Below are 21,193 nucleotides of genomic sequence, written 5' to 3' on the forward strand. Positions count from 1 at the left end.
TTTGCACAACAGGAGGTTTTTTTGAACCGATCATTTTTGGGCGGACGGCTTTTGCAGATCGTCATCGTGCTCTTTGGCGTGAGCCTCATCACCTTTGCCCTCACCTATCTTTCCCCGGGGGATCCGGCGGTGTCCAGCTTCACCTCCCAGGGCATCTCGCCCACCAAAACCCAGGTGGCCGAGCGGCGCCGCGATATGGGCCTGGACCAACCTTTTATCAAACAATACGGCAAGTGGCTCGCCGGTATCTGCCGCGGGGATTTCGGCATCTCCTATTCCCGGAACGAGCCGGTGACGGCGGTGCTGCTTTCGCGGCTTATGCCGACGCTCGGGCTCGCGCTGCTGGCCCTGGCGTTTATGCTTGCCATCGCGATCCCCGAGGGAACCTGCGCCGCCGTTCACGAGCACGGCTGGCCGGATCACCTGCTGCGGGGCATCACCTTTCTGGGCATCTCGATCCCCAATTTCTGGTTCGGGATGATCTTAATGTTCGTGCTGGGGCTCAAACTGCATCTGCTGCCGATTCTTTCCAGCTCGGCCGGCTTTTCCTCGATGATCATGCCGGCGCTGACCCTGGCCTTTGCCATGTCGGCCAAATACGCCAGGCAGGTGCGCACCGCGGTGCTGGAAGAGCTGGGCCAGGATTATATCGTCGGCGCCCGGGCCCGGGGCCTTTCCGAACGGCAGATTCTCTGGCGCCACGTGCTCCCCAACGCGATGCTCCCCCTGGTGACGATGCTCGGCCTCTCCCTGGGGAGCCTTTTGGGCGGCACCGCCGTGGTGGAGGTGCTCTTTGCCTATCCGGGGCTGGGCAATCTCGCGGTGGAAGCCATCGAGAACTACGATTATCCGCTGGTGCAGGGCTATGTGCTGTGGATCGCGCTGATCTACATGGTGATTAATTTCGTCGTCGACATGACCTATCACCGGCTCGATCCCAGAGTGCGGCTGAGGGGGTGAGACCGATGCCTTTTTTGAACCGATCCCGAAAGCAGCCGGCCGGGATGCTCGGCGTGAAGGAAAACCGCCGGGGCTTTATCCTCCTGTCCGCGCTGGTGGTGCTGATCCTGCTCGTCGCGGTGCTCGCGCCGGCCACCACCCCGCAGGATCCCACCGAGACCCACATGACCCTGGCCTTTGAACGCCCGGGCCCCGGCCACATCATGGGCACCGACCGCCTGGGCCGGGACGTGTTCTCCCGGGTGATCGCCGCGGCGCACATCTCCGTGCCGGCAACTTTGGCGCTGGTGGCCATCATTCTGACGGCGGGCACGGCCCTGGGCATCCTCGCCGGCTATTTCGGCGGGGTGCTCGACGCGGTGATCATGCGCATCGCCGACATGATGATCTCCTTCCCCGGGATGGTGCTCGCCATCGCCGTAGCGGGCTTCATGGGGGCGAGCATCACCAATGCCATCATCGCCATCGCCGTGGTCAGCTGGACCAAATACGCGCGCCTGGCCCGGTCGCTGACGCTCAAAATCCGCCACGAGGACTATGTGGCGGCGGCATTAACCACCGGCTCGCGCACCGGCCACATCCTGTGGCGCTACATGCTGCCGGGGGTGCTGCCGACGATGGTGGTCACCGCCGCCTCCGACGTCGGGGGCATGATGCTCGAGCTCGCGGGGCTTTCCTTCCTGGGGTTCGGCGCCCAGCCGCCCAACCCCGAATGGGGCCTGATGCTCAGCGAAGGCCGGCCGTTTTTTATCGCCCGCCCCTGGCTGATCGTCTATCCGGGGCTGGCCATCGTCATCGTCGTCTCGATTTTTAACCTCTGGGGCGACAGCCTGCGCGACGTGCTGGATCCGAAGGCCTGAGCCCCGGCGAGGCGGCGCGCAGGCCCCCTTTTCCTTCGGCCGATTTGCATTCATTATTTGTGAGGCCGTTTTTCCGGCCGCGCCTTTGACGGCGTCTGTTAAAAAAGAGAGAGTAGAAACAACGATGAAAAAACAAAAAGTGTTCCCTTTAATTGCAGCGGTGGCGCTCGCCTGTGTGATGGCCTGCTCGCTGGCCGCCTGCCGCGTCAGCAAGGCCGATAAAGACACCCTGCGCTTCGTCGGCACGGATTATGCCGGCGGCAATCTCGACCCGTCCTATATGGACAACGCCGCCTGGCAGCTTGAACGCCTCGGCATCGGCGAGACCCTCTTTCGCCTCGACGAGCACGGCAAGGCCCGGCCCTGGCTCGCCAAGAGCTGTCAGGTGAACGCCGATCAGTCCCGGTGGGTGATCACCCTGAAGAAGAACGTCGTCTTCTCTAACGGCAAAAAGCTGACCGCCTCCGGCGCAAAAGCCGCCATCGATCGGATGTTCGCCAACGAGAAGGCGAAAAAGGGCACGACCACCCCCTCCACCTATTTGAATCCCGCCGGCATCGCGGCGGACGACGCCGCCGGGACCCTCACCATCACCACCGACCCGGCCCAGTACGTCGACGTGCCGGCGGCCCTGGCGCATCCCGACTTTTGCATGATTGACACTTCGTCGAAAACCGATGTCTCAAGCCGGCCCATCGGCACCGGCCCCTACGTCGTGACAGCAATCAAGACCAAAAAGAGTTACACCCTCGAAAAGAACAAGCATTATTGGGACGGCCAGGTGCCCTATAAAAAGGTGATCTTCACCTGCTCAGACGACGCTTCCGCCAAGGCGCTGGCCCTGCAAAGCGGCGATCAGGACGTCGCGGAAAACATAACGACCGCCACAGACCTGAAGACCCTCAAGGACGACGGCAACTACCGCGTGAAGGAGGTCCAGGCCGTCCGCACCGGCTTTACCTATATGAATATGCGCGCCGGCCGCCCCCTGGCCAACAAAGCCCTGCGCCGGGCCCTTTGCACCGCCGTGGACAACAAAACGATCTGCAACAAAACGGTCGGCGGGCTCTATGCCCCCGGCGTCGGCATTCTGCCCACCGCCATCGACTACGGCAGCAAAGACGTGAAGGACACCACGCCCTATTCCCTCAAAAAGGCCAAAGCCATCCTGGATGCCGCCGGCATCAAAAACACGGACAAAGACGGCTGGCGAGAGCTTTCCGGCAAGAACATCACCCTGACCTATCTAACCTTCTCCGGGCGCAATCTCCCCGAATTTGCCGAGGCCCAGGCGGATTTCATGAAGAAGATCGGCATCAAGGTAACGGTGAAGAAAACCGACGCCGATACCCACTGGAACAAGCTTGTCGCCGGGGATTTTGATCTCGCCAACCTGACCTGGAACGTCATGCAGTCCGGCGATCCCCAGGGCTTTATGCTCAACTTTTCATCCGGCGCCGAAAACAACTACGGCAAATACGCCAGCGGCCAGTACGACGCGCTCTACGCCCAGCTGAAGACCACCAAGAACACGGCCGCCCGCAGGCAGCTCTTCACCCAGCTGCAGCAAATTCTCGAGGACGACGCCGCCGTGATCGTCAACGGCTATTACAAGACCAATATCTGCTGGTCCAAAAATGTCACCGGCGTGACCTATCTGCCCGTGGATTACTACTGGATCACCAAGGATATCAGGCCCGCCTCATAGGGCATTTTCCCCCACAAACAAGCGCGACGAGCCGGGGATTTCCCCGCGCCCGTTTGATCGGTTTACGGAGGGTGACCGACAACCCTCCCCCAGGCACCCTCTCCTTACACCCAAGGGGCGCTTTTTGTCCTGAAGAGGAATCATTGTTCCGAGCCCAACCGCCACCCGCACCCATTTTACAGGAGAAACCATGCTGCAATTCAACCACGTGACCATCTGCTACGGCGAACGCCCCGTCGTCGAGGATTTTTCCCTCGCCGTCGACACCGGGCAGATCGTCGGCATCGTCGGCGAATCCGGCTCCGGCAAAACCACGGTGATCCGCGCCGCCATGGGCCTGCTCCCGGGGGACGGGCATATCGCCGAGGGCCAAATCCTGCTGGATGATGTGGATCTCACCGCCCTTTCCCAAAAAGAGTGGCTCGCCTACCGGGGCGAGCGCATCGCGATGATCTTCCAGGATGCCGGGGCGATGCTCAATCCCATTCTGCCCATTGGCAAACAATTTGTCGAAATGCTCGTCGCCCACCATCCGGACCTCGACCCCAAAGACGCCCGCGAGCTCGCCTTGACGGGGCTTCGCGCCGTGAACCTCGCCGATCCAAAGCGGGTGATGGCCGCCTACACCTTCGAGCTTTCCGGCGGGATGCGCCAGCGGGTGGGCATCGCCATGGCCATGGCCTTCGACCCCCAGCTGCTCCTCGCCGACGAGCCCACCTCCGCCCTGGACGTGACCACCCAGGCCCAGATCGTGCGCCAGATGATCGCCCTCAACCGCGCCCACCACGACCGCCAGGCCATCGTGATGGTCACCCACAACCTCGGCGTCGCCGCCTATATGAGCGATGTCATCGTCGTGATGAAGGACGGGCGCATTGTGGAAACCGGGGCGCGCGACGCGATTTTGCACCGCCCCGCCGATCCCTACACCAAACGGCTTCTGGCCGCCGTGCCCACCATGGCCGAAGGGAGGATGCCCCGATGACCGCCCTGCTCGAAACGAAACATTTAACCAAACGCTTTCCCACGCCGGACGGCCGGGAACTGACCGCCTGCGACGCCATCTCGCTGACCATTGCCCCGGGCGAAACCCTCGGCATCGTCGGGGAATCGGGCTGCGGCAAATCCACCCTGGCCCGGATGCTCCTCAAGCTCACCCCGCCGAGCTCCGGGCAGATCCTGCTCCACGGTCGGGATATCACCGCCTCGAAGGGGGAAGCCCGCCGCCAGGAACGCCGCGCCGTCCAGATGGTTTTCCAGGACCCGACCCGGGCCTTTAACCCCCGGATGCGCGTGCGGGACATCCTGTGCGAGCCGATGGACAACTTCGGCCTGATCGACCGGGCCCGCCGGGACGAAGCCGCCCGATGGCTGCTGCGCCTGGTGGAGCTGCCCGAGGATTTCGCGAGCCGCTATCCCCACAGCATGAGCGGCGGCCAGCGCCAGCGCATCGGCATCGCCCGGGCCCTCGCCGTGGAGCCGGAGCTCATCGTGATGGACGAGGCCACCGCCGCCCTGGACGTTTCGGTGCAAAAGGAACTGCTCGCCGTGGTGAGCCGCATCCAAAAGCGGGGCCGCATCGCCATCGCCTTTATCTGCCACGATCTGGCGCTGGTCAAACAATTCTGCGATCGCGCCGCGGTGATGTATCTGGGGAATATCGTGGAGACCCTGCCCGCCGGCGCCCTGCCGGAGGCTGCCCGCCATCCCTACACCAAAAGCCTGATCGCCGCGATCTTCGACGTGGCCATGGATTTCTCCCGGCCCATCGCAACCATCCCCGGCGAGGTGCCCTCCGCGGTGGACCGGCCCCGGGGCTGCCCCTTTGCCGACCGCTGCCCCGACTGCTTTGACGTGTGCCGCCGGGACAAACCGGTGCTCACGGAAATCGCCCCGGGCCACACCTGCGCCTGCCACCAGGTGACCTGTCACCGGGTGGCCCATGCCTGACCGGATGGCGGACATCCGCAAACGGCTTTTGATCTTCGCGGAGCCGCTGATCGCGATCTTCACCACCGACGCGGCCGTGATCGTCTGGGGCGTGCGGCAGATACATTGGTGCATCCCCCTGTATTTTATCTACGCCCACAACCAAACTTTAGCGGGCTGCCTGCGCGGCGAAGGGCGCACCTTCTGGCCGATGGCGATCGCGCTTTTTTGTGTGTGCGGCCTGCGGGTGGGGTGGATCCTCGTCGGGCTTGGCGCCCTCCATCTGGCCGATCCCCGGGTGATTTACACCGCCTATCCCGTCACCTGGATCGCCGCGGGCCTGGCCCTGAGGCTTTACGACCGCTTTGGCGTGCGGCGAAAACAACCCTTTAAAAAAACGTGCTGACAACCATCAGCACGTTTTTTGATTTCGCCGATCCTCTCCAAACCATTGGCGAATATCTTCTGCCTCATTATAAAAGCTGTAATAAACACTTTGGCGGCATAGAATATTTTGGGGATCATCGATCACTTGAAAAGCATCCGGCGGATAAAAATAACAATCCCACGATTCGTCCATCACCAGATAATACCCGTTTTTATCACAGCCGATCGCCTTATATACTTTGTCGGCAATCAGATCCGGCAGGTCCCCTTCATAGCGACACACCGCACATTGCACCAACGCCTCGTCGTCATTTAACACGCCGTCCGGATCTGAGAGCACTTCGAAATCTTCAAACCGGTTAAAATTAAAGATCTCACCGGTGTCGTCCAAAACGTGCAAGGCGTTTCTAACACCCTGCCAATATTCTAAAAAATAGGCGTTATAAACCGTTAATGGACTTAACCGTTCGTTTTTCTTGCCGATATAGCGCACCCTGGCGGGCTTTTTATCCCACATGGTCCTTCATTGTTTTGGAGGCGGCGCCTTCGATGTTTTTAATCAACTTGGCCGGCACGCCGCCCACCATGGTATTCGCCGGCACATCCCGGGTGACCACCGCCCCGGCCGCCACCACGGCATACTCGCCGATGGTAACCCCGGCGGTGACGGTGGCGCCGGCCCCGATCCACGCGCCCTGCCCGATGCGAATTGGCGCCGGATGCAGCTGCTGCCGCCTGGCCGGATCGAGATCGTGGTTGAGGGTGGCCAGCACCACCCCGTGGCCGATTAAAGCGCCGTCGCCGATAAAAATCCCGCCCTGATCCTGAAATTTGCAGCCCACGTTGATAAAAACGCGATCGCCGATGTGGATGTTCTTGCCGAAATCGGTATAGAACGGGGGAAACAGGCCGAAATCCGCGCCCACCGGCTCCCCGATCAGCTCAGAAAACAGCGCCGCCAGTTCCTCCGGCTCGTGGTAGCGGGTGTTGATGGCCATCGTGATCTTTTGGGCCTTTCGGCTGAAGCGGCGCATCTCTTCCACAGCCTCCCGGTTCTCCCCAACGACCTCGCCCCGGTTAAAACGGGCAAGGAGTTCGGATAATTCCATTCGTCTGCCTCCTGTTTTCGATTTTTAACAACGATGCAAATCCCTGCCAAAAGCGTTTAACGCGCTTTTGAACGGCCAGCCGATTGATTTTTGCGGCCGATCTGCTCCCGGAGCGCTTTTAAAAAAGCAATCAGCGCCGGCTCGCAATTCGCCTTCACCACAATATAGGCCTGCCTGCCGCCGATCATCAAATAAAAATGGGTGGGCGTTTCAATCACCTTGTAAAGATCTTCATAACGAATTTGACTTTCGCCGTTTGTCGATTTCACAATAACCCGCTCGGGCTCAAAGGTGTAGTCCAGCGGCAGGTTTTGGGAAATCTTGGTCGTGCGGTAGACCTTGCGAATCGCCCTATTGCTCACCAGATGGAGCAAAAGGGGATAGATCACCCCAAGAACCACGAAAAAAATACCGAGACCGCGGTTGTCTGTTATCCAGGTGCCTGCTCCGGCGACAATCAAAAACAAGGACAATCCGCCGATAATCAGCGCCGTCTTCTTCCCATTGATCGCCCGGCACATAGCCTTGTATTCCGCATAGGTGATGACCGTTGCCGTGTGATAGGTGTTCATCTGTCATTTAACCTCCGTTTCGCTAAAAGCATAGCACAAAACCGCGGACCCATCAACACGGGTGCAGCCGCCGACCGCCCGGCGGCTGCCGTCGGTCCGAATCCGCAAAGGGCGCGCGGCTGCCGGCTCTTTGTGATAAAATACTTATCAATTCAATCATTTCAATCATTTCAATCATTTCAATCGGAGGCGCCCATTATGAAATCATTTTTTAAAAAATATCCCGGCCTGCTGCTAACCGTCGTGCTGGCGGCGGCCATCGCCTGCGCGCTGCCGCATTGTGAGCACACTCCGTCTTATCGGCCCGGGGGGCCTGTTAAAATTGCCCTTTGCGGAGAATCCCACGGCGTTTCGCCGCTGCTGGAGGAAGAGCTTGCGCTCTGGCATCAGTATTACCGCCGCGGCAGCCGGGATCTTTTTATCGAGGATGCCTATTTTACCGCGCAGGCGCTGAACCTCTGGATGCGCGCGGGGGACGACACCATTTTGAAGCGGATCTATCGCCACTCAAAGGGGTCGCCGTCCCACACGCCCGCGACGCTGGCCTTTTACCGCAGCATCAAGAAAAATGAGCCGCAGACCGTTTTTCACGGCACCGATGTCGGCCATCGCTACGACACCGACGGCGCCTGGTATCTGACTTATCTGAAAAATCACGGCCGGACGCACACCGAGGCGTACCGCCGAACGCTTGACAATATCCGCCAGGGAAAGCGCTATTACCGCTTCGATCTGTCGTCGCCGGCTGCAGATGCCTGGCGCGAGGCGCGGATGGTCGAAAACTTTGAACGGGAATATCGGTCCCTGAAAAAAAGCGGTCGTCGGCCGGTCGTCATGGGAATTTACGGCAGTTTTCACTGCGACATGCAAAATCCGGACGCGATGGCCTACCGGCTCCGCTCGGACCTGGGCGACATTCTGTCAACCCGGGATATGACACAGGCATTTCTGGCCGGCCGCAGCTACCGCCTCGGCTTCAGCTGTTTCGGCGCCGCCCTGCTGTTCGCGATCGCCCTGCCGAAGCTGATTCTGCGGCTTGCGTGGCCGCCGGCTCCGAAGGCATCGCCCGAAAACCGCATCCTCGCGGCCATGAAACGCATCGGAGCGGCCGCAGCGGCGACCGCCGCACTGATTTTTACCGCATGGGATCCGGTTATCTTCCGCGGCGCCGACGGCTATCTCTATGTGCCCGGCGACAATCTTTATCTACTGCTCATCCTCGGGCTGCTCGCGGTCTATGCGCGCTTCTGGATCCGCCGCTTCCGAAGCGGCTGCCCCCGGACCGCGCCCTATGCCGACTTTGCCGGTTTCCCGGCCGCCGATGCGACGCTCGTGTTTTTGATGCTTCTCCTTCTGGGGATTTACGGGCGGCAACTTTTGATGGCCGCCGCGGCCGTGATCTTCGGCGTCGGGGCCATTGGCCCAGCCGTGTGCCATTCCCGTTTGTCATCATGCTAAAAACATGCCGGCCGCATGTCTTTTTAGTGCCGCCCGCCATAAATCGAGTTGCATCGGTTCTCTTTTCTGTGAATGCGTGGGATGGGGGCATTTGTCCGGCACGCCCTTTCCCTTGAGCGGTTCACTTGCTCGAAGGGCTTCACGCCAAATCGAATGCCCCCTCCAGCCGCAAAGCCCGGCACGCGGCCGGGCTTCGGTTTTGTCTTGGCCGTTATGCCAGGGCGACCGGGGTCACCGTGCGGCCGACGCGGCTGGCCGCCTTCACCGCGGCGATGGGGCTGCCGTCATAGGCGAAAAGCTTGTTGGCCACCACCGTGTCCAGCGCCGCCTTGATTGCGGCATCATCCGCATCCGTCTTGTAATCCATCAGATTCAGGGTGCCGGTTCCCCCGGCTTCCGTGGTCCATTCAATGGCCAGATATCTCGAAGTTTCCATGTGTTCTCCTTTCGTTTCAAACGCCTTAGCCTTGCATTCAGCCTTCGACCAGCTGGGTGGTCTCCACCCGGGAGATGGTCTCCAGGGCCGGGGTGAGCATCAGACCGAGCCCCTTCGCCCCGGCGACAATCTGCTCGTCGCTGATATTCGGGTTGAGGTTTGCATAGGTTTTGCTGGTGGTTTTGACGCTGCCGTTATCCTGGACGCCGTAATTCAGGCGCACCCGGAGGGCCAGCGCGGTTCTTGTTGCTGTGATTGCCATTTGATTACCTGCTTTCTTGTTTTTTGTCGGCAGGCCTGCCGTCGATCATGATCTTGATTTGATGATACCCCTTTCAAAACGAAGCGCAAGGGCAAGATGGGGATGCGCGCCGAAAACCAGGGCGGCCGACTCTGCCCCGTCGGCGGATTTTTTGCTTTTTCTCGCGCGCGCCTTTTACCTTTATGTTTTATATTTAATAATAATGAAAGGTGGCCAATCTGGCCGGCATCGGGGGCGCCCGCTGCCGGCGTCCCTGCGCCCAAAGGCAGCGCATCCCGGCCCGATCGGCCCCGGACAAACAGGCCGGCGGATGCCGCCGATGCGCGAAAGAAAAATTTAAGAATCGGTGGGGCGGCTTCTTTTTCCTTGGGGGCGTCTAAACGGAAAGGTGCGTTGTTTCCCTTGCGGGGGCTGTCCTTGCGAAGGGCCCGGGCCTTTCCTGACCGAGAAAAAGTTCCACACAAAAAAAGCCGCTCTTTCGAGCGGCTTTTACGGTTTGGCCGGGCGGCTTTACGCTAAGTTGTCCTTGGCCCACTTGGCCACCACATCGCCGGATTCGCCCACGCTGGCGCCGAGCACGGCAAGCCCCGGACCGACCTCCGCCCCCGGGCAGGCCTGCCGAAGCGCCTTGGCCGAGCCCGCAAGGCCGGCTCCCTCGTGGGTCATCACCGGGAAGACGCGCTTGCCGGCAAAATCCAGGGCTTCCAGCTGGGTAAAGATCGCCATCGGATAGGTGCCCCACCAGCAGGGGCCGGCCACCACGACGTTGTCGTAACCCGCGACGCTTGCCAGCTTGGCAATGAGCTCCGGACGGGCCTTGTCGCGCAGTTCCTGCTTCGCCACATCGATGCACGCATAATAATCCGCCGGGTAAGGTTTCACCGTTCGCACCTCAAACAAATCCGCGTCCACCGTCCGGGCGATCATCTGGGCCACGGCGGCCGTATTGCCCTTGTCGAGCACCTTCACGCTGCCGTCCACATAATTTTCGCCGGTGCGCGAATAATAAATCACCAATGTTTTTGCCATGATCATACCTCCTCTTTGCTGTTATTGCCATTATACGCCCCCGCGGCCCCGCACACAATGAGGCGCCCCGCTTTTTTAGCGCATTCGCCGTCTTGAAGCCGGAGCCCTCGCATCGCCGCCATCCAAATCGACGACGGCGCCCCGACGCGGCCGCCCGAATCCCCATCGGGCCAAGTTTGATAAAACGATGTCAAAATTTCGTGAATTGCCAAAAATTTACCCTTCCTTGACAAAGTTTAAACTTATCTTGCACTTGTTTACATACAATTGTACAATATTCGTGTATTTCTTTATTTTTTCAAATAAACCCTGATCCATCATTCAAATCATCAAGGGCGATCGCGCCGCGCGCACCGCGGCCCCGCCGATCGTCAGAAAGGAGCCCCATGAGCAGACTGGAACTTTACACCCCCGCCGCCGCCGAGCTGATGGTGGAGGAACTTTACAAAACGCTGGAGCGCCGCATCGAGGCGAGCCCGCCGGGGATTTGCCCCGTGGATACCACCCGGGCCTTTCTGGAGCTTTGCCACGCCCAGACCTGCGGCAAATGCGTGCCCTGCCGCATCGGCCTGCTGCAGCTCAAGCACCTGCTCACCGAGGTGCTCGACGGCGAGGCCACGATGGCCACCCTCGCCCTCATCGAGGAGACGGCCAGGTCCATCTCGGAAACGGCGGACTGCGCCATCGGCTACGAGGCCGCCCACATGGTGTGGCGCTGCCTGCGCGAATGCCGGGACGATTTTGAGGCGCACATCAAAAGCGGACGCTGCCACTGCCTCACGGCTCAGCCGGTGCCCTGCGTCTCGCTGTGCCCCGCCCATGTGGACGTGCCGGGCTACATCGCCCTGGTGCGGGAGGGCCGCTATGCCGACGCCATCCGCCTGATCCGCAAGGACAATCCCTTCCCAGCCACCTGCGGCTATATCTGCGAGCATCCCTGCGAGGCGCGCTGCCGCCGCAACATCGTCGACGACGCGGTGAATATCTGCGGGCTCAAGCGCTTCACCGCCGACCATGCCGGCGTGGTGCCGCCGCCGCCCTGCGCGCCGGCCACCGGCAAAAAAATCGCCGTCATCGGCGGGGGGCCGGCTGGGCTTTCCGCCGCCTATTACCTGCAGCTGATGGGCCACCAGACCACGGTGTTTGAAATGCTGCCGGCCCTCGGGGGCATGCTGCGCTACGGCATCCCCAATTACCGCCTGCCCAAGCGCGAGCTTGCGCGTGACACCGACGCCATTTTGGCCACCGGGGTGAAGGTGCGCCACGGGGTTAAAATCGGCGAGGACCTCACCCTGGAGGCGCTGCGCCGCGACTTTGACGTGACGCTGATCACCATCGGCGCTTCCACCGACAAGAAGCTCGGCCTCGAACACGAGGACGCCCCGGGCGCCGTTTCCGCGGTGCGCTTTCTCCGGGATGTGGGCAAGGGGCTCACCACCGACCTCGCCGGCCGGCGCGTCGCCGTGGTCGGCGGGGGCAACGTGGCCATGGACGCCGTGCGCACGGCCGTGCGCCTCGGCGCGAAGAAAGTCAGCTGTGTGTACCGCCGCCGGGCGGCCGACATGACCGCCCTGGCCGGCGAAATCGACGGGGCCCGGGAGGAGGGGGTCGAGCTGGCCACCCTCCGGGCGCCGGCGCGCATCGAGGTGGATCGCACCGGCCGGGTGTGCGCCCTTTGGGCCACCCCCCAGATGATCTCCGCCATCAAGGACGGGCGCGCCTCGGTGGTGCCCTCGGGGGACGCCGATGTGCGCATCCCCTGCGACACCCTCATCGTCGCCATCGGCCAGAACATCGAAACCGACCATTACGAAAATGCCGGCATCCCCGTGAAGCGCGGCACCATCTTCACCCTGCCCAACGGCGGCTTCCGCGGTCTGCCCGGCCTCTTTGCCGGCGGAGACTGCGCCTCGGGCCCGGCCACGGTGATCCAGGCCATCGCGGCGGCCAAGGTGATGGCGGCCAACATCGACGAATTTTTGGGCTATCGCCACGAGATCACCTGCGACGTGGCCGTCCCCGATCCCGCCATCGGCGACTTTGACCACGCGCCCTGCGGCCGGGTGGAACCCGGCGAGCGGGAAGCCAGCGAACGGGTGCGCGACTTCGAGGGCGTGGCCCTGTGCATGCAGCCGGCGGAGGCCCGTCAGGAGGCCTCGCGCTGCCTGCGCTGCGACCACTACGGCTTCGGGATTTTTAAAGGCGGGAGGCAGCCCCAATGGTAAATTGCACCATCGATCACATCCCGGTCACCGTGCCGGCAAACACCACCATCATGCAGGCGGCCGAATCGATCGGCATCGCCGTTCCCCATCTCTGCTTTTTGAAGGATCTGAACGAGATCGCCGCGTGCCGGGTGTGCGCGGTGGAGATCAAAGGCACCGATCGCCTGCTCACCGCCTGCAACAACGTCGTCGCCGAGGGCATGGCCATTTTAACCAATAGCCCCAAGGTTACCGTCGACCGGCGCCGCACTGTGCAGATGATCCTCTCCCAGCATGATTTTCGCTGTGCGACCTGTGTGCGCAGCCGCAACTGCTCGCTGCAGGATCTGGCGGGGGATCTCAACATTCAGGACGTTCCCTTCGAGTCCTGCATCGAACGCCGCCCCTGGAACCGGGACTTTCCGCTGATCCGCGACGCGGCCAAATGCATCAAGTGCATGCGCTGCATCCAGGTGTGCGACAAGATGCAAAGCCTTGGCGTCTGGGATTTTGAGGGCACCGGCTCCCGCTCCACCGTGAACGTCTCCCACGCCCGCAATATCGAGGACGCAGGCTGCTCCCTCTGCGGCCAGTGCGTCACCCACTGCCCGGTGGGCGCGCTCTCCGAGCGGGACGATACCGGCCGCTTCCTGCGCGCCGTGATGGACCCGGACACCACCGTTGCGGTGCAGGTCGCGCCGGCAGTGCGCACGGCCTGGGCCGAATCCCTGGGCCTGCCCCTGGAGGCGGCCCCGGTGGGCAAGATTTTTGACGCGTTAAAAAAAATGGGCGCGGATTACGTGTTCGACACGGCCTTCTCCGCCGATCTGACCATCATGGAAGAGGCGAACGAGCTGGTTGCGCGCTTTGCCGCCGGGGATCTGGCCGAGCGCCCGATGTTCACCTCCTGCTGTCCCGGCTGGGTGCGTTTTCTCAAAAGTGAATATCCTCATCTCGAGAGCCGCCTCTCCACGGCCAAGTCGCCGATGCAGATGTTCGGCAGCGTGATGAAAACGGCCTTTGCCGAGGATCAGAATCTGGATCCGAACCGCCTCTTCTCCGTGGCGGTGATGCCCTGCCTCGCCAAGAAGAGCGAGGCCGAGATGCCCCTTTACGCCGGGGAATACGCCGGCCACGAGACCGACTGCGTGCTGACCACCCGGGAATTCGCCCGGCTGATCCGCGCCTGCCACATCAACATGGCGACCCTCGAGGCCGTCCCGGCGGACACCCTGTATCAAAGCGTCTCCGGCGCGGGCATCATCTTCGGGGCGACCGGCGGCGTGATGGAGGCCGCCCTGCGCACGGCCTATCACACCCTAACCGGCCGCAACTGCCCCGGGGATCACTTCGCCGATGTGCGGGCGACGGGCCAAGATACCGGCGTCACCGAGGCAACCTTTGCCATCGGAGACACCTCCCTGCGCGTCGCCGCGGTGAGCGGTCTCGCGAACACCCGCCGTTTGATCGAAGCCCTCGAGGCCGGCCGGGCCCGCTACGATTTTGTGGAGGTGATGGCCTGCCCCGGCGGCTGTGTCGGCGGCGGCGGACAGCCCATCCACGACGGCGAAGAGCGCGCCTTCGCCCGGGGGAAGAATCTCTATTTCCTCGACCGCGGCGCACCGATTCGCCACTGCCACGAGAATCCGGATATCCGAGCGCTCTACCGCGACCATTACGGCGAGCCGGGCAGCCCCGCCGCCCGCCGCCTGCTCCACACCGACCACCGTCACTGGGCCATGCCCCGCGGTTTATAACCGAAACGCTAAGCCCCCGAAGTCTGCGCTTCGGGGGTTTTTGCGGGGGAACGCCGCGCCCACACTTTCGTTGGCAGAATATCCGGACCATCATGCGGACGCGATGAATCGCATCCCTGCGGGATCCTTGGTGAAGCCCCCCTTGCCAGTCGTCTGCTGTTTTCGAAAAAAAACCGCAAAAAGACCGCCGAGGAGCGTTCCAAGAGAACAAGCTGAAAGCGCAGTTCGATTGGTCAAAAGCGACCTCATCCGCCTTGCGTGAAACCAATCGATCACCCCCCTTCGCCTTCCCTCACAGAAGGACGAATCATTGCGACGAAACGTTTGCCAGACGCTAAAAGGCACGAACCCATCGTGCTCTTCATCGATCTTTTGGCAATTTCAAATGCCCTCCATCTGGATTTGATCAATCAAATCCCTGCGAAATGTTTGTAGGGGCCTCCACTTTCCCCTTGCGCCCGCCGCGCCGCCCGCTATCTTCAAATCAAGGCACACAAAAAGCGGCCCCCTCGAGCCGCCTTAATGCCAAAGCCGATCCTTCAAACGCGCCGCCCCGTCACTCGGACGGCGTCCCTTTATCCTTGGCCGCGAGCAAAAACGCGGCATTGACCACCACAAACACCGAGCCGAAATTGTGCCACAGCGCCCCGGTCACCGGCGTGAGCACGCCCGAAGCCGAAAGGGCGATGGCCGTGAAATTGATGAGCATCGAGACGACGATGTTCACCTTGATGCGCGTCAGACACCGGCGGCACAGGGCAAACAGATAGGGCAGGCGGGCGATATCGTCCGCGACGAGCACGGCGTCCGCGCTTTCCACGGCGATGTCCGAGCCGATCCCGCCCATGGCAACGCCCGCATAGGCCGCGGCCAAAGCCGGCGCATCGTTCACCCCGTCGCCCACCATGGCGATCTTCGGCGCGGTTGGATCCGCCGCGTCATAGCGCACCGCCGCGAGCTTTTCGTCCGGCAGCAGCTCCCCGCGCACCGTGTCGATGCCGACGGCCCCGGCGACGGAAGCCGCCGCTTCGGCGTGATCCCCGGTGAGAAGCATCGGCACGATGCCCAGCCGCCTGATACCGGCCACCGCAGCCGCAGCCGCCGGCCGCAGGGTATCCGCCAGGACCAGGGTGCCGGCAAAGCGGCCGTCCACCGCGGCAAAAATCACCGTCTGGCCGCGTTCCGGCGCTGCAGCCGCCGGCAGCACCACCCCCTGCGCCGCAAGAAAGGCCCGCCGCCCGGCCATTACCGCATGGCCTTCCACCGTGCCGGCCACCCCTTGGCCCGGGGTCATCCTAAAATCCGTCGCCTCGGGCAAAGAACCATCCGCCGCCTGTGCAATGGCTTTGCCCAGCGGATGCTCCGAGCGGGCCTCCACCGCCGCAGTCAGCCGCAGCAGGCGTCCGGCGTCACCATCCGCCGCGCGCACTGCGCGCACCGCCGGCTTTCCGACGGTGAGGGTACCGGTTTTGTCAAAGGCCAGGCGTTCCACCGCCGCGAGCCGCTCCAGGGCGTCCCCGGTGCGGATCAGCACGCCGTAGCGCGTCAGATTGCCGATAGCCGCCGCCACCGCCGTGGGCGTCGCGAGGACGAAGGCGCAGGGGCAAAACACCACGAGCACCGTCACCGCGCGCATCCACTGATGGGTCACAAGACCCGTGATCCCGGCGCAGGCCAGCGCCACCAGAACGAGCCAGCTGGCCCAGCGGTCCGCCAGGCCCACGATGGGCGCCTTTTCCGCATCCGCCGCCTCCGCCAGGGCGATCACCCGGGCGAGGGCGCTGTCATCCCCGGCCGCCGTGACCCGCATGTCGAAGCTGCCATAGCGGTTGACCGTGCCGGAGATCACCGCGTCCCCGGGGCCCGCATCCACCGGCAGGGGCTCCCCGGTCATCACGCTCTGATCCATCGAGGTCTGCCCGACGGTGATGACACCGTCCGCCGGGACGGTCTCTCCAGCCACCACCCGCAGGATCTGCCCGACGGCCACGGTTTCCGCCGGCACCATCGCCACAGCGCCGTCCGCCGCGACGACCCGGGCCATTTTGGGCGCGAGCGCCACCAGCGCCGCGATGCCCCGGCGCGCCCGATGATCGGTGTAATCCTCCAGCAGGGAACCGATCTGCATGATCAGCGCCACCTCGCCGGCGGCAAACCATTCGCCGGCGATCGCCGAGGCGATCAGCGCGATGGATACGAGCACGTCGGCCTTGATGTCGTGCTCGGTGACAAGCGCTGCGGCCGCCCCCGCCACGATGGGTACCCCGCATAAAATGATGCCCACCCAGGCGATGTTCACCGGCAGGGCCGAAAGCCCGCCGGCCAGCGAGGCGATGAGCGCCGCCGCCGAGATCCCCGCGCAGACGACGGTCACTTTTGTTTCGTTTGACAGCCAATTTTTGAGCAGTTGCTTCATGGCGATGCCTCCTTTTGTGTCCGCCCGGCTTGCAAAAAACGCATCGCTCCCTTAAAATAAAAGACAGACAGCCGATAGCGAACATTTTGTTCGTTATCCCCATGATAGGCTGCGCAAACAAAAAAAGCCAGACACAAAACCGGCGGCCTGTTCCTTACGGCACATTTCGCGGTTTTTGTCCGGATTTGATCGGCTTTTCGCCCTTTTAATTTGAAGGAGGCCCCATGGACCGGCGCCAGCAAAAAACAAGACAAGCTATTTTTACCGCCTTTGAACACCTGCTTGCCACCACCCCCTACGACAAAATTACCGTCGCGGCTATCATCGATGCGGCCAATGTGGGCCGCTCCACCTTTTACGCCCATTTTCCGACCAAGGACGACCTGTTTAAGGCCCTGTGCGATGCGATCTGCGCCCATGTGACCGCCCATCGCGACGGGGCCGAGCCCACCCACGATTTCGAAGGAAAGCGCGACACCCGCTCCGCCATCACCCACATGTTTTACCACCTGCAGGCCGAGGGCCGCCCCATTGCCCGGGTGCTCGCCTCCGACGCGGCGGGGCTTTTTCTCGAGCCCTTCCGCCGGGCGCTCAAGGCGGTGTTCGCCCGGGAGCTGGCGGACGCCATCGCCGCCCGGGACGACCTGCCCGCGGATTTTCTCCTCGGGCACTTAGTGGCCACCTTCGTGGAGACGGTGCGCTTCTGGATCGACGGCGACCGGCGCGCCACCCCGGAGGAACTCGCCGCCTGCTTTTGCGCGGTGATCGATCCGGTGCTGCAATGACGCCCCGCCCATCCGAAAATGGATGCCCCCGGTTTTTCCGGAGCGCATCCATCGAGGCCGCTGCCTGCCATCGGCAAATCCCTTAGGTCGTCCCGGTGCGCCACCGTCAACGCCCGGCCGCAGGGCCGGTCCCGCCGGGTGGGGCCACCCTCAGAAAGGGCTGCCGATCAGCCCATACTGCAAACACAGCGCGGCGAACTGGCGCCCGTTGATGAGCAGCATGTTGTGATTTTCTGCCAATCTTTTGGTTTGTGGTGTAAAGTCGCCCGCCAGGCTGATGAGGATCATCACCGGGCAAGCCGCCGGCTCAGAATCCTCCCGCATCGCAATCAGCTGCTCGACGCCGATATGATCATTCTGATCCACGCCTGTCTTGTTTCTGGCCTGCACTCAAGTTTCCGGCGCTTCCACCGTGTTTTCCTGCAAATCAAAAATTTTATCCATCGGGGATCCCGTTGGGATCAGGCCGCAAAAAAGACGGCCCGAAAGGGCCGCCTTCAAATCCAATCGCCTCTGGTTTGAAGCCGCCGCTAATCCTCCGGATGGCTCACATTAAAGCGATCCGGCGCGATATAGGCGTCGGGGCTGATGGCGTAGCCGCCGTGGCGCTTGACAGTCATGTAAAGCACTTTCCCGCCATGGGTGAGCTTCACGTAGCACACGCCGTTTTTGAAGCGGTCGGTGATGTCCAGGCGCGTCCTGCCGTATTCCACCAGCACCCGGCCGTCCTTGGTCTCTTCGAGATCCGGCTCCTTAAGGTGTTCCTCAATTTCGGCCGCGGTCGCCGGGCGCTCTTTGCCGCCGGCCTCCATCACAACCCCGCCGCCGGCCTGCTCGCGGGTCTTGCCCCCGCGGTCGCGGTAGCGCAGGGTGTAACTGCCGTCATCCTTCACCGTCAGGGCAGCGTTTGTCTGGTCCCCGTGGATCCACAGCTGAATTTGACGCTTAATCCCGCCGAGATTGGCCGCATAGGCGCTCACGCCGCCAAAGGCCATGGCCAGGGCCACCAGCGCCGCCACCACTGTCCGGGACAGGCGGGCCCGCCGTTTCGGCGCCGAAAGATTGGCCAGAAAATCCCGCTTCGGCGCCAGGGTATCAAAGGTTCTGCTGTACCATTCGCGATTGGTCTGATGGTTCGTCCGATTCGTCATCGTTCCAGGCCTCCTTGAGTTGTTCTCTCAGCAGGGCGCGGGCGCGCCGCAGCTGACTTTTCACCGTGTTCTCCCGGCGGGAGAGCAGTGCCGCGATCTCCCGCACCGCGTAGCCTTCATAATAATACAAATGGATGACCACCCGGTATTTGTCCGGCAGGGCCATCACCGCTGCAAACAGCGCGCTGTCCTCCGGCGCTTCAAAGGGCAGGGCCGCCATGGTCTCCTCCCAGGTGACCCGGTGCCGGTGCCAGAAACTTTTGCACACGTCCCGGGCCCGGTTGATCGCCACCCGCAAAAGCCACGCCTTGAGATGCTCCTCGCTGTCAAACGCCCGAGGCTTGGTGTGGTAGCGGATGAACACCTCCTGCACCACGTCCTCGGCGTCGGCTGCGTTTTGGCAGACGCTAAAGGCCGCGGCAAAGCAGCGCTTGCCGTAGCGGCGGACCACTTCCTCTGTTGTCAGTCGCATTTTGCCTCCTTTCCGCCGCCCCGCCGGCAAATCCCCGGCGGCTTTTGAACGGCTTTATCTATCATACGACCGAGGCGGCAAAAAAGTTGCGCCGCCGGTCGTTTTTTTTGCGGCCGCGGACAAAAAATTGACCCCCTTCCCGTTTCCTGCTAAAATAATAGCATTGCGGCCGCGCGCCGCGCATCATCATCAGAAAAGGATTTTTTATGCAAACATTCACGCACTTTCTTGACGCGGCCAACGCAGCTGTCTGGGGCATCCCCATGCTCATCCTGCTGGTGGGCACGGGCATTTTTCTTTCGATCCGGCTCGGTTTTCTGCAGTTTCGCCGCTTCGGCCACGTCCTGCGGGAGACCGTCGGCAAGCTGTTTGCCGGCGAGGGCGGCGGCGACGGCGCCCTGACCCCGGTCCAGGCCATGACCACCGCCCTGGCGGGTACCGTCGGCACCGGCAATATCGCCGGGGTGGCCGGGGCCATTTCCCTCGGCGGGCCGGGGGCCATCTTCTGGATGTGGGTGGCTGCGCTTTTCGGCATGTGCACCAAATTTTCGGAAATCGTGCTGGCGGTGCATTTTCGCGAGCGCAACCGCCTCGGCGACTGGATCGGCGGCCCGATGTATTACATCAAAAACGGGCTGGGCGAGCGCTGGCGTTTTCTCGGGGCACTCTTCGCCTTCTTTGCGGCCATCGCGGCCATCGGCACCGGCAACCTCACCCAGATCAACACCATCGCCACCTCCGTCGGCGCGATCTTCAAGGCCTATCACCCGGCGATGACGGCGGGCCAGCTGCAGATCGTCTATTGTGCGGTGGGCGTCGTCGGCGCCGTCCTCACGGTGATGGTGCTCTTCGGCGGGATGCAGCGCATCGGCGTCGTCACCGAAAAGCTCGTCCCGGTGATGGCCCTGGTTTATATCGGGGCGACCCTCGCCGTGGTGATCGGCCACGCTTCGGCGCTGGGCTCGGTATTCGCGCTGATTTTCGAGTCGGCGTTTTCGCCCCGGGCCGTCGGCGGCGGGCTGGCAGGCGTTGCCGTCGTGCAGGTGGTCAAGGCGGGCTTCGGCCGGGGGATCTTCTCCAACGAGGCGGGGCTCGGCACGGCGCCCATCGCCCACGCGGCAGCCAACGTCTCCCACCCGGTGCGCCAGGGGCTTTTCGGCGTGTTCGAGGTCTTTGCCGATACCATCGTCATCTGCACCCTCACGGCGCTGACCATCTTAATTTCCGGCTGCGCCCCGGCGTTTTACGGCAGGACGGCCGGCACCGATCTGACCATTTCCGCCTTCGCCACCACCTTCGGCGGCAAGGCGGCGGCCATCATCATCGCCGTGTGCATCACGATGTTCGCCTTCTCGACCCTGCTTTCCTGGAGCCTTTACGGCGCGAGGGCCACGGAATTTCTCTTCGGCACGAAGAGCATCAAGGTGTATCAGGCGTTTTATATCCTCTTTGTGATCGTCGGCGCCAACGTGCAGCTGGCCGTGGTCTGGCAGATCGCCGACACGATGAACGCGCTGATGGCCATCCCCAACCTAATCGCGGTGCTGGCCCTTTCGCCCACGGTGGTGCAGCTGGCCGGGGACTATTTCGCGAAGCGCCGACACGAGCGCCCGCGGATTTCCCGGGAAATAAACGCATCCGACCGATCCGCGTCATGACCCGCACAACGAAAAACAGCTCTGCATTCCTGGCGTGGTG

Annotated in this window: 22 protein-coding genes; 11 read left to right on the forward strand and 11 right to left on the reverse strand. The window is 62.5% G+C overall.

Annotated features, from left to right (window positions below; translation table 11 throughout):
- The first annotated feature begins 21 nt into the window (after positions 1-21).
- From nikB to HMPREF0721_RS06265, 6 genes are all read left to right on the forward strand, one after another.
- The gene (gene nikB / locus HMPREF0721_RS06240; protein ID WP_006598796.1) at positions 22-960 is read left to right on the forward strand and encodes a nickel ABC transporter permease; all 939 of its coding nucleotides are present in this window, start codon (positions 22-24) and stop codon (positions 958-960) included.
- 5 nt (positions 961-965) lie between these two features.
- Complete coding sequence (gene nikC / locus HMPREF0721_RS06245; RefSeq protein WP_006598797.1) at positions 966-1,820, forward strand: nickel transporter permease; 855 nt, start codon at positions 966-968, stop codon at positions 1,818-1,820.
- A 124-nt stretch (positions 1,821-1,944) separates the two neighbouring features.
- The gene (locus HMPREF0721_RS06250) at positions 1,945-3,528 is read left to right on the forward strand and encodes an ABC transporter substrate-binding protein (protein WP_040639956.1); all 1,584 of its coding nucleotides are present in this window, start codon (positions 1,945-1,947) and stop codon (positions 3,526-3,528) included.
- A 190-nt stretch (positions 3,529-3,718) separates the two neighbouring features.
- On the forward strand, positions 3,719-4,513 hold the full coding sequence (locus HMPREF0721_RS06255; RefSeq protein WP_006598800.1) for an ABC transporter ATP-binding protein: 795 nt from the start codon (positions 3,719-3,721) through the stop codon (positions 4,511-4,513).
- A complete protein-coding gene (locus HMPREF0721_RS06260; protein ID WP_006598801.1) occupies positions 4,510-5,478 on the forward strand; it encodes an ABC transporter ATP-binding protein in 969 nt (322 codons plus the stop codon). The genes HMPREF0721_RS06255 and HMPREF0721_RS06260 overlap by 4 nt, the downstream gene beginning before the upstream one ends.
- The gene (locus HMPREF0721_RS06265) at positions 5,471-5,863 is read left to right on the forward strand and encodes an MATE family efflux transporter (protein WP_006598802.1); all 393 of its coding nucleotides are present in this window, start codon (positions 5,471-5,473) and stop codon (positions 5,861-5,863) included. Before HMPREF0721_RS06260 ends, HMPREF0721_RS06265 begins: the two co-directional genes overlap by 8 nt.
- Before the next feature lie 6 nt (positions 5,864-5,869).
- On the opposite strand, the gene HMPREF0721_RS06270 is transcribed toward HMPREF0721_RS06265, so the two are convergent.
- Genes HMPREF0721_RS06270 through HMPREF0721_RS06280 form a run of 3 tightly spaced genes read right to left on the reverse strand, consistent with a single transcriptional unit; the run spans position 5,870 to position 7,525 of the window.
- Positions 5,870-6,361 (reverse strand): hypothetical protein, encoded by a 492-nt coding sequence (locus HMPREF0721_RS06270; RefSeq protein WP_006598803.1) that lies wholly within the window; start codon positions 6,359-6,361, stop codon positions 5,870-5,872.
- Entirely contained in the window at positions 6,351-6,953 is a 603-nt protein-coding gene (locus HMPREF0721_RS06275; protein ID WP_006598804.1) for a DapH/DapD/GlmU-related protein, read from the reverse strand. Before HMPREF0721_RS06275 ends, HMPREF0721_RS06270 begins: the two co-directional genes overlap by 11 nt.
- Positions 6,954-7,009: 56 nt before the next feature.
- Positions 7,010-7,525: a YcxB family protein gene (locus HMPREF0721_RS06280; protein WP_006598805.1), complete on the reverse strand. Its 516-nt coding sequence runs from the start codon at positions 7,523-7,525 to the stop codon at positions 7,010-7,012.
- A 198-nt stretch (positions 7,526-7,723) separates the two neighbouring features.
- Between HMPREF0721_RS06280 and HMPREF0721_RS06285 the strand changes: the two genes are divergently transcribed.
- On the forward strand, positions 7,724-8,983 hold the full coding sequence (locus HMPREF0721_RS06285) for a hypothetical protein (RefSeq protein WP_050786971.1): 1,260 nt from the start codon (positions 7,724-7,726) through the stop codon (positions 8,981-8,983).
- A 211-nt stretch (positions 8,984-9,194) separates the two neighbouring features.
- Here the strand turns inward: HMPREF0721_RS06285 and HMPREF0721_RS06290 are convergent, their stop codons facing one another.
- The 4 genes from HMPREF0721_RS06290 to HMPREF0721_RS06310 form a co-directional block, all read right to left on the reverse strand.
- The gene (locus tag HMPREF0721_RS06290) at positions 9,195-9,419 is read right to left on the reverse strand and encodes a DUF2922 family protein (RefSeq protein ID WP_006598807.1); all 225 of its coding nucleotides are present in this window, start codon (positions 9,417-9,419) and stop codon (positions 9,195-9,197) included.
- Between the two features lie 37 nt (positions 9,420-9,456).
- Complete coding sequence (locus HMPREF0721_RS06295; RefSeq protein ID WP_006598808.1) at positions 9,457-9,681, reverse strand: DUF1659 domain-containing protein; 225 nt, start codon at positions 9,679-9,681, stop codon at positions 9,457-9,459.
- A gap of 510 nt (positions 9,682-10,191) precedes the next feature.
- A complete protein-coding gene (locus HMPREF0721_RS06305; protein ID WP_040639958.1) occupies positions 10,192-10,710 on the reverse strand; it encodes a flavodoxin in 519 nt (172 codons plus the stop codon).
- Positions 10,711-10,712: 2 nt separating this feature from the next.
- Positions 10,713-10,922, reverse strand: a complete 210-nt coding sequence (locus HMPREF0721_RS06310; RefSeq protein ID WP_040639959.1) for a hypothetical protein — start codon at positions 10,920-10,922, stop codon at positions 10,713-10,715.
- A gap of 174 nt (positions 10,923-11,096) precedes the next feature.
- Between HMPREF0721_RS06310 and HMPREF0721_RS06315 the strand changes: the two genes are divergently transcribed.
- Both HMPREF0721_RS06315 and HMPREF0721_RS06320 read left to right on the forward strand, forming a co-directional pair.
- Positions 11,097-12,935 carry an NAD(P)-binding protein gene (locus HMPREF0721_RS06315; RefSeq protein ID WP_006598812.1) on the forward strand — a complete coding sequence of 613 codons (1,839 nt, stop codon included), beginning with the start codon at positions 11,097-11,099 and terminating at the stop codon, positions 12,933-12,935.
- A complete protein-coding gene (locus tag HMPREF0721_RS06320) occupies positions 12,929-14,671 on the forward strand; it encodes a [FeFe] hydrogenase, group A (RefSeq protein WP_006598813.1) in 1,743 nt (580 codons plus the stop codon). The genes HMPREF0721_RS06315 and HMPREF0721_RS06320 overlap by 7 nt, the downstream gene beginning before the upstream one ends.
- Before the next feature lie 556 nt (positions 14,672-15,227).
- On the opposite strand, the gene HMPREF0721_RS06325 is transcribed toward HMPREF0721_RS06320, so the two are convergent.
- The gene (locus HMPREF0721_RS06325) at positions 15,228-17,087 is read right to left on the reverse strand and encodes a heavy metal translocating P-type ATPase (protein ID WP_006598815.1); all 1,860 of its coding nucleotides are present in this window, start codon (positions 17,085-17,087) and stop codon (positions 15,228-15,230) included.
- Positions 17,088-17,311: 224 nt separating this feature from the next.
- Between HMPREF0721_RS06325 and HMPREF0721_RS06335 the strand changes: the two genes are divergently transcribed.
- Positions 17,312-17,872, forward strand: coding sequence for a TetR/AcrR family transcriptional regulator (locus tag HMPREF0721_RS06335; protein WP_006598817.1), 561 nt, complete (start codon positions 17,312-17,314; stop codon positions 17,870-17,872).
- Positions 17,873-18,022: 150 nt separating this feature from the next.
- Here HMPREF0721_RS06335 and HMPREF0721_RS06340 read toward each other — a convergent pair whose 3' ends face one another.
- The 3 genes from HMPREF0721_RS06340 to HMPREF0721_RS06350 form a co-directional block, all read right to left on the reverse strand.
- Positions 18,023-18,262 (reverse strand): hypothetical protein, encoded by a 240-nt coding sequence (locus HMPREF0721_RS06340; RefSeq protein WP_006598818.1) that lies wholly within the window; start codon positions 18,260-18,262, stop codon positions 18,023-18,025.
- Positions 18,263-18,402: 140 nt separating this feature from the next.
- Positions 18,403-19,023 carry a hypothetical protein gene (locus HMPREF0721_RS06345; RefSeq protein WP_006598819.1) on the reverse strand — a complete coding sequence of 207 codons (621 nt, stop codon included), beginning with the start codon at positions 19,021-19,023 and terminating at the stop codon, positions 18,403-18,405.
- A complete protein-coding gene (locus HMPREF0721_RS06350) occupies positions 18,968-19,495 on the reverse strand; it encodes a sigma-70 family RNA polymerase sigma factor (RefSeq protein ID WP_006598820.1) in 528 nt (175 codons plus the stop codon). Before HMPREF0721_RS06350 ends, HMPREF0721_RS06345 begins: the two co-directional genes overlap by 56 nt.
- 206 nt (positions 19,496-19,701) lie before the next feature.
- Here HMPREF0721_RS06350 and HMPREF0721_RS06355 point away from each other — a divergent pair, with 206 nt between their 5' ends.
- Positions 19,702-21,153 carry an alanine/glycine:cation symporter family protein gene (locus tag HMPREF0721_RS06355; protein WP_006598822.1) on the forward strand — a complete coding sequence of 484 codons (1,452 nt, stop codon included), beginning with the start codon at positions 19,702-19,704 and terminating at the stop codon, positions 21,151-21,153.
- The last annotated feature ends 40 nt before the right edge of the window (positions 21,154-21,193 follow it).

The sequence above is a fragment of the Pseudoramibacter alactolyticus ATCC 23263 genome (assembly GCF_000185505.1).
Lineage (GTDB): Bacteria > Bacillota > Clostridia > Eubacteriales > Eubacteriaceae > Pseudoramibacter > Pseudoramibacter alactolyticus.